The 9,200-nt window shown below is 39.2% G+C and carries 5 protein-coding genes and 1 pseudogene; all 6 read left to right on the plus strand.

What is annotated here, in order from left to right:
• Positions 1–567, plus strand: a pseudogene (locus CVN76_RS05345) (hypothetical protein); the annotation flags it as partial.
• The gene (locus CVN76_RS05350) at positions 564–2,246 is read left to right on the plus strand and encodes a distal tail protein Dit (RefSeq protein WP_100530538.1); all 1,683 of its coding nucleotides are present in this window, start codon (positions 564–566) and stop codon (positions 2,244–2,246) included. The pseudogene CVN76_RS05345 and the gene CVN76_RS05350, both read left to right, overlap by 4 nt.
• A gap of 55 nt (positions 2,247–2,301) precedes the next feature.
• Complete coding sequence (locus CVN76_RS05355; protein WP_157805543.1) at positions 2,302–4,593, plus strand: phage baseplate protein; 2,292 nt, start codon at positions 2,302–2,304, stop codon at positions 4,591–4,593.
• Positions 4,590–6,008, plus strand: a complete 1,419-nt coding sequence (locus CVN76_RS05360; RefSeq protein ID WP_100530540.1) for a hypothetical protein — start codon at positions 4,590–4,592, stop codon at positions 6,006–6,008. Before CVN76_RS05355 ends, CVN76_RS05360 begins: the two co-directional genes overlap by 4 nt.
• Positions 6,009–6,026: 18 nt before the next feature.
• The gene (locus CVN76_RS05365; protein ID WP_100530541.1) at positions 6,027–7,673 is read left to right on the plus strand and encodes a chitobiase/beta-hexosaminidase C-terminal domain-containing protein; all 1,647 of its coding nucleotides are present in this window, start codon (positions 6,027–6,029) and stop codon (positions 7,671–7,673) included.
• Positions 7,674–7,690: 17 nt separating this feature from the next.
• Positions 7,691–8,893 (plus strand): SGNH/GDSL hydrolase family protein, encoded by a 1,203-nt coding sequence (locus CVN76_RS05370; RefSeq protein WP_100530542.1) that lies wholly within the window; start codon positions 7,691–7,693, stop codon positions 8,891–8,893.
• Positions 8,894–9,200 lie beyond the last annotated feature (307 nt).

Below are 9,200 nucleotides of genomic sequence, written 5' to 3' on the forward strand. Positions count from 1 at the left end.
GTCAAAGATGTTAACTATTACACTGGAAATTTAGCTCGCGGCCTCGTCCAGGTGATCCCGCCAACATTTCGCAGTTTTGCATTCCCTGGACATACAAACCAATTGAATGGTTTAGACAGCTTACTGGCAGGCATGAACTATGCAAAATCGCGTTATGGATCTAATATGCTTAAATACATCGGTCATGGTCATGGATATGAAAATGGCGGCATCATCACCAAGGAACATTTGGCTATGGTAGGTGAAGGAAATAAACCAGAAGCAATCATCCCTTTAAGTCCGAACAAACGGAGTAGGGCACTAGAATTACTGGCTGCCGTTTCTAGTAAGATATTTGGTGATCCGACTAAGACTAGCAGCAGCGATAATAGTCTTATTTTTTCTCTGCTAAAAAAGCAGGATGCCCAAATTGAATTGTTACAACTGCAAAATGGACTTTTATCTAAGATCCTAGCAAAAGACAACAATACTTATCTGGATGGCAAAGTTCTTCATGACAATAACAAAAAATACAGCAATTCTGAAACGAAAATAAGGAACATCGCAAAGGGGGTGACTAGTTTATGAGCGAAGAAATTACTTTCAATTTTTGTGGGATTGATTCGGATAGAGAGTTGAATCTCATTGTCAATGAAATCAGACGTCCCGTTTCGGCTGAAATATCGGAAAACGTCCAGGACATTCCCGGCATGATCGGGGAGTTATTTCTAGGTAATAGCTTTGGGAAAAAGCAGTTTGATATTGAAGTGACATTAAAAGCCGATTCAGAAAATGATCGTGCGAAAAAGTTACGGATCCTATCTAACTTGATCATTCAAACTGGAGACGCAGAATATCCCATGGTTTTTAGTGATGATTCCGAATGGACCTATTACGGGCACTTTACTGGAATATCACAACCAGAAAGGATAAGCAAAACTTCTCATTGGGTGAGTTTCACTATATCTTTTGGTTGCTCAGACCCTAAAGGGTATGGGGTTTACGAAAAAAATAATATGAATAAAAACCCTATAACTTTGACGCCCAACGGTGCTGCCGAATCATACCCAATCTTTACTTGTTTGCCTAAGAAACCTGTAACTAAAATAGCCATTACTGATCAGGATGGGGACTATGTATACATTGGTTCTGAAGTAGATCCAGATACAGGTGATACCAATATTGATTTGGAACCCTTAGTATTGCATGACCCTTGCAATACTTTAGCCACCTGGACATCGATTAATTCTTCCAATCTCACTTTTGAATTGGAGTCGGGCGTTCCAAGTGGAACCATGCAAAGCACACCTAATTCCATTAGAGTTGGCAAAACAAGCGATGGTCTTGATAACTTTGGCGCTGTTAACCCCAATAATAAGTGGCATGGCCCCATTAGGCAACAGTGGCTACCAGGGAGCTATGGTGATTTTAGAATTCGAGTACGTATGTGGAATCGGCAATATTACGCGAGGGCTCGTGGTAAATGTGAAATCTATTTACTTAATGCCACCGGTGTTCGAATCGGTAAAATTATGTTAAAGGATAACGGCAATAGCGAATCCGTATATGCACAGGTCCAAATAGGAAGCAGCTCCAATCACCACGATCTTTATTTTAGTCAAGGTACGGTTAAAAAAGGCAAGAAAAGCAAGAAATCCATCAAGTTAGGTACCGGAACTAAAGAAGTGAAAAGCAAAGGGAAAACCAAAACAGTACAGCAATGGAAGACGGTTAAATTAGACGAGGACACCACAACTTCTACTTTTACAGACTTCTACGGATATATCGAATTACAAAAAATTGGCAATAAATTTACGATGGAGATCATGGCCTTCGATGAAGACAGCAATCCAAAATGGAACAAGCCCATATCCAAAACATGGACAGATTCGTCTAAAAAATATACTGAATCATTAGCAGGAATTGCTTTTTATACAGCAAAAGGTGATATTTCTGAGGACAAAGCAAATCCGGTAAAGCGTTATAAGAACAACGGAATGGGCCTTGCAGATGTGAAAGTCTGGAGAATTATTGATGGAGGAAATAAATCGTCCAGCAGCCCGACTATTATTGCTCGTCCAGGTGATGAAGTTAAGATTAATTGTGAAGACCGGACGATCTATAAAAACGGGGCTTATTTCATGGAAAAGTTTTATATCGGAAGTAAATTCCAAACTTTGATGGGCGGGATCCCCACAACACTTGCCTTTGAACCAGGATTAGACGATGCTGATTGGTATTATGAAATAAGACCAACGACACAATAAAGGAGGGGGATGGCTTATCTATATCATCTTAGATTTAAATTTAGAAGTATGCGGCGTGCTCGACTTAGAAGGAAATAAAGGCTGCAAGTTTTATGATGATTTACGCACCACTAAGATTGCTGATGAACAAGGGAAAGTGTGGTCCGATACATTAACCATTTCAGTCCCTTATGGGTTTAGAGAAACATCTATGATGACAGAAGGCTATCACCTCCTTAAACAGGCTAGTGATGGCCTTTATTATTGTTATCGTATTTATAACTGGACGGACAGCGCTCGGGGGCCCATACACGTTAAAACGGTTCAGGCGTATAATCTTTGCATTTGGGATCTATATCATAAGATCGTGGAGGCAAAATCATTTTTTAATGCAAATAGCAGTGATGTTCTGGACTATATCTTACAAGGGACCGGATGGGAAAAAGAAGGAGATGGCTTTTTTGGTGGTTTGAAATCATTAGAGCTTTCTGCAGGTCAAACCGCACAATCACACTTGGATACACACATAAGTGACTTTGGAGTGGAAGTCCGGGCTCACGTTCAGATTTACAATGGTAAAGTGATTAGAAAAATTCTTGAAAGTGTTGAATCGCTTGGTGAGCCTGCTGGGAGAAGAATTGAGTATTCCCATGATTTAGAGGGCATAACACGAACTGGTGACGATATGGAGTTCTATACCAAACTCCACGTATTCGGCGGGACTGAATCAGATGGAAAACAGGTATCGATCGCAAGCGTGAATGGCGGCCGCACTTATATAGTCGATGAAGATGCCAATGATCTTTATAACAACGGAAATCCATATTTAGAAGGATATATAACCAACGAGGATATTTTAAACCCTACCGGTCTTCTTGATTGGGGGAGAAAGCAATTAGACAACTATAATCACCCCAAATATACCTATGAGGTAGATGTTGCTCACTTAGGTTATGAGGCTAGTCTTGGCGATCGCATCCAGGTCGTAGACTTTTCCATGGAACCAGAGCTGACTATTTCAGCTAGAGTCTTGGAAGTAAACGAATCTGAAGCTAACCCCTTCAATAACAAATACACATTAGGCGAGTTCATTGAAATTGTAGCTGTTACGCCATCGGATATCTGGGCATTGCGGGCAGCAGCGTCACAAGCTCAACAAGATGCCCAAGCTGCAAAGTCTTATAAAGTTGAATACTTTACACCGGACGGTACAGACTTTGCCGATACAACAAGCGAAAAACGCATTATCATCCGTGTTTATTACGGAAAAGACGATGTGACAGCTTCAATCGACTTCAAAGACTTTGTTTGGCAAAAAATTAATGCGGATGGTTTTCATGATGAAGTGTGGGAACAAAATCATCTCAATGTAGGCAATGTGATAACGGTAGGTTCCGAAGTCTCTGATTCTACAATTCGTTGCCAAATACAAAATGGGCTAAGTGGTCCCATCCGGTTTGCTGAAGAAAAAGATGCTGCGTTTTTTGCTTCCTTACAATTGGACCCACCTTCAGGATGGACCGACTTTTCTCCATCGGTCGCCCAATATGCTCAAGTGGATATCGAGAGAAATAACATATATTGGTCTCAAAAGTATTGGGGAAGTAAACGCTATTCCGGCGATACCGCAAACAACATCGAGAGCTATGTTATTACAAGAACAGATTTAGGTGGGAAGATTCTTGACCGTATGTGGGCCATACGAGGCGGTCACGGAGCGCAATTCGGAATTGAGTATATAAACAGCCAAATGTGGATTTGGTCGTGCTATAGGGACGTTAAGAACAATAAATGGCATGTAGTTAAATTCCCTTATAAGGCTAACAAAGTTTTAGATTGGGGAGATAGCAGTATTGTTGATCTAATGGTCACGCCCTCCAATTCAGCTTATCGGACTAATTTAGACGCGAGAAATGGCTATGTGTTATTTGCTGTCGGAGTTACAAATCCAACTTTCTACGTTTGTAAAAAATCCGATGTCTTGGCAGGTAAGCTTAAGCCTATCTATACGATGCAAGGTAGCGACATTAATTTTTTCGGATCGGCACAAACGTATCAATCTACCTGTTTAGATTTCCCTTATATTTATTTGACATCTGGCAGTTCGGATTCATCTAAGGACCAACGTGTTTTATATTGTGCTGATATCCGTTCCAAATCCTTAGTCTATAGAGTTGTTTATACATTTGGGACGATTGAAAGAATAGGAAATCATGATGAACCAGAAACCATTAGTTATTACTATGATAACAACGGCAAAAGATGGTTAGTTCAAGGGTTTGCATTTGGAAATGAAGATGCGGAGGATAGTCAACGACTAAACCAGCTTTATCGAATAAATGAGCATATACGAGGTGAGATTTCTTGAGCATCTTGGCGAGCACGGATATTCCATTCACAAATAATAAACAAATAATTCTCCAAGTGGACAAAAAAGCCTCTGATGCTATTTTATCGGCCAACGGGAAAAGTTCAAATTACTACCAACCAAATGAACCTGAGGATCCAAAAGAAAATGATTTGTGGTTTAAAACTACATTAAGTGGTATCACAACTAATTTTTATCAATATGTCGGCGGTCGATGGGTGGAAAGCTTCAATACTCTGTCTGCCATATCTGCAGATTTGGGTAATGTTGTGGCCGGTTCCATTACAGGAGTCATTATAAATAATGGAAATGGTACTTTTTCCGTAGACAAAAACGGAAACTTAAAAGCAGCCAACGCTGAGATTGTAGGAAAGATACAGGCGGATGGAAGTTATAGTTTTTTAACAAATATCGGGGAACTAATCACTCACGCAAACCGTGTTATTTTAAGCGATGGTAATGTGAGAGTTTACGAAAGAGATACTAATCTTTCTATTTTCCATACCAACCGAGGATTAACAACCTCATTAGCAGCCAATGGAGACTCAAACTGGAATACCACTTCTTCTTACTTAGATTTACGTTCAAGGGATGGCGCAACCCTACATGGCGGAAGTGGACTGAAATTAAGAGCAAAAGGGGCTGCAGGCATCGATTTTACCGATGTTCTCCAACTATCACATATTACCCTTACATCTAACGGTACAACAACAAACAATTTTCTTTTCTTAGATAAGAACACATTTGATATAGGCTGCAAGAATATGCGAAATGTGGATGGATATCAAGCGTATTTTAATGGAACCGGAACAGGGAATACTTTGGGCGCTTCAAGTGACACAAACCCCACAAATCAAAACAACACACCTGTTTTAAAGGCTGGCGGAATAAGGGTGAGAAGTACCGACACACATTTCTATGTGGCTGTTGATGGCGTTGGTGGCACATTGCGTGTCACAAATTTAGCTGGTAATGGTGAAGATCCAATTACTTATAGACCAGTTAGAGCTAGTCAACTGGATACAACATCCTCCTATACTTACAAAACAAACATTTCAGAAATGAAGAGATTAGCAAATCCTATTTTAGACGAACTTAAAGTTTGTGAGTATGATTTGGAGGCTGATGTACAAAATGGCATTTCTAATCCACAGATCGGTTTGATTTCTGAGTATAGTCCGCAAGTGGCAGCTCCTGATGGAATGGCCATTAATATATATAAACTTCTGAATTTATTGTTAAAGGGTCACCAGGAGTCATTAGGTGATGTAAAAGGCTTAACAGTATCCTTAGAAATGGTGTTGATCGAACTTGAAGAAAAAGAAATAAGACTTAAAGCAGCTGAACAAAAAATCATTGAAATGACAGAACTATTAGCTGGAATGGAAACAAGATTGCAAGCTCTAGAAAAATAAAAAAAGGAGGGGGATCGGATGTTTAAACCATTTGACATCACCTTGGATATATCTAATCGCTTAATCAACAACACCTTTGAAGTAAGTAACAATGATTTAAATACAGTGCATTTAATTGTTCATTTAAAAAATGAGAATGAATCATTTGATTTAACAGGAAAAACGATAAAACTAGCTGTAAAAAAACCGGATGGATCCACTGTTTTTCAAGATGGAACTATAACGGATCCCGTAAATGGTTTAGGGGAATTCATTCTGCTTAGACAAGCCTATTTGATCCCTGGAAAACATGAAGCCGAATTAATGATTTCAGAAGGAAATACAGCTACACTCGTCACTTCTAAATTTTATTACAATTCCACAAAGTCTATTTTGAATGATAACACTCTTGCCAGCACTAATGAGTTCCCTTTATTAAACCAAGCAATAGCTGCTGGTGAATTACTTAAAGAATTTAATATGGAAAGTTTGGCCGAAATCGCCAGAACTATTGAAAGTGGCGGGGGTGCAAGCGGGGGTGGCACAGTACCATCCAATGTAATTTTATATGAGGATTGGGCAGCAGGGGAAACTGTAATAATTGATACTGGAAATACTGCCCCTCCACCTGATACAACTGCTCCAATATTAATAATCGCACCTAATGGAGGTACTTTTGCAACTACTCAAAGTGTAACCATGTCTACAAATGAGACAGCCGAAATTTTCTATACACTTGATGGTTCAACACCTACAGTTTCAAGCACCAAATATACGAGCGCTATTAATCTAAGTAACACCGCAACAATTAAAGCAATCGCAAAAGATACAGCAGGCAATATTAGTGCCGTTAATACAGTTGCCTTTACGAAAGATGTAACAGCGCCTACTGATACAACACCACCAGTATTAACCGTCAGTCCAGCAGCAGGAACATATACAACTTCTCAATCTGTAACCCTTACAGCAAATGAAACAGCAGATATTTATTACACATTAGATGGAACTACGCCAACTACTGCAAGTATAAAATATTCTAGTCCTTTTACTGTATCAGCAACCTCAACAGTAAAAGCATTTGCGAAGGATACAGCCGGGAACAGTTCTGTTGTTCAAACCGTTGCGTATACGATTGACACAGTTCCTGCGACACTAAATATTGTAGATACATTCTCGGTTGATAAGAGTCTTTTAACAACAACTGAAACTGGACAAACTTGGGTTCCGTCCAATTATGGAGTGACAGGTGGACAATTTTATGCACCAGCACCAAATGCAAGTACCTATAAGACTCCGGCATATATTACTGTACCGAGCAATTCGTTCACAGTTGAAGTGGATTATGCAGTACCACATACTGGAACAAACACATATTCTGCGATCATGCTCAGGTGGCAAGATATTTCGAATATGGTGTATATCTATATTTCAGGAACTAAGTATCGAATAGGTAAATGGCAAGCTGGAGCATATTCGACAATCATTGAATGGGTGGGTACAGCAACTGCTAATGATAAATTAAAAATAGAGCATCAAGCAGATGGACACATAAAATTATTTGTTAATGGGAATTTAGCAATAGAAGCTACTGAAACATTCTTACTTAGTTCAACTAATAAAGTGGGCTTGGGTACTTCAAATGCAATTATGAGATTTGATAATTTTAGTGTTAAATCGCTTGCTTAGGTTAGGAGGGTTAGTTCATGCAAGGAAAAGGTAAAAAACTAAAAGACGCTAATGGACAATACATGTATCCATTAACACGTTCTGAATTTGTCTATGTAGAGGATAATAAAACACTTGCTCAAAGATTAATTGAGATTGGTTCAGGCGGGAGCCTTCCAGTAAATATTACGTCAACTCCGACAAACGGAAATATTTTAACTTACAATAGTGCAAACGGTAAATGGGAAGCAAAAGCGCCATCTGGTAATATCGGTACTATTGGTGATGGCTCCATCACATACGCTAAATTGGCTGATAATTTCGCCAGTGGAACTCCGACAAGTGATTGCAATACCACAGTAAAGGAAGGGAAGTACCTCTGCTCAAATGGAATATTAAACTTTCCACCGGAGTTTCAAGGACAACTTTCTGTCGCAGTTGGAATGATTTTAGAAGTCAGTAGAGTGAGTAGCATCTGGGTGGCGCAAAAAGCCTACTTACGAAATAATTCATCTCGTGTTTGGTCACGAGTTATAGACTCAAGATATCCTGAAAATGTTGTGCCTTGGGAAATCGAGTCGGGGTACACAATGGAAGGATTAAAATGGATTGGACTGGGAGATAGTATTGCACTTCAGGTGCTCCCATCCGTAGCAAAATATTTAAAAACAACTGTAAATAATCAGGCGAAAGGTGGTTCTGCATGTTCTAATCGGGAAGGGATTAACGATACATTATACGGTCCTTACGAATCAAGTGCTTTTTGGAAAATTTCATCCACAATTGATTTCACATCTTATGATTTGGTTACGTGTACGTATGGTGGTAATGATTTTGGTTCAGGTGTTCCTCTAGGAACACTAGACAGCACTGACCCTAAAACTTTTGCAGGAGCTTGGAACACAGGCTTAAAGAATATCACTAATTCTAACCCACAAATAGCAATTGTTATGTTTTCCCCCACCTTTAGAGATTACGCAATAAGCCCGAATAGAAACGGAGATACTTTTGATCAATTTTTAGACATGATGGAAGCAATTGCGAAGAATTGGAGAATTCCTTTAGGAAACGCTGGAAAATTATCAGGAGTAAATAAACATAATGTAGTTCAATTAACATCTGATGGAATTCATCCAAACACTATAGGAAGACAAAAATTGGCAGGGTTCTATGCGGGAATGCTTAATAGCCATATTTACGGAAGAGATTATACTGTGAAACAATCAAAATTAAATCTTTAAGGTTATTTTTTGAAGTTGTCTAAGATTTACTGGTATTAGTACGGTAAATTGGAACAAACTGTGTGGTAACAAAACTAAAGAGCAATAAAATTCAAGTCGTCCCTAAATGGCGGCTTTTTATTATGTATAAAATTCATCCTAGACATACAAAGATAAAGACAAAGAGAGTTTTATGTTGAAGGGGGAGATGCACTTTGAAGGAGGCGAATTTTTATGTTGAGATGGGAGGTTGCCGCAGTGAAAGGGGGCCTGGCTACACTCATTAGTTTTCTTTTGTATTTATCCGGAATTATGAACGAGGTCACGG

Source organism: Bacillus sp. mrc49, from assembly GCF_002803435.1.

Excerpts from the sequence above, each read along its gene's own strand:
- CVN76_RS05350 (WP_100530538.1), top strand. The coding sequence starts at position 564 with ATGAGCGAAGAAATTACTTTCAATTTTTGTGGGATTGATTCGGATAGA.
- CVN76_RS05365 (WP_100530541.1), top strand. The coding sequence starts at position 6,027 with ATGTTTAAACCATTTGACATCACCTTGGATATATCTAATCGCTTAATC.
- CVN76_RS05370 (WP_100530542.1), top strand. The coding sequence starts at position 7,691 with ATGCAAGGAAAAGGTAAAAAACTAAAAGACGCTAATGGACAATACATG.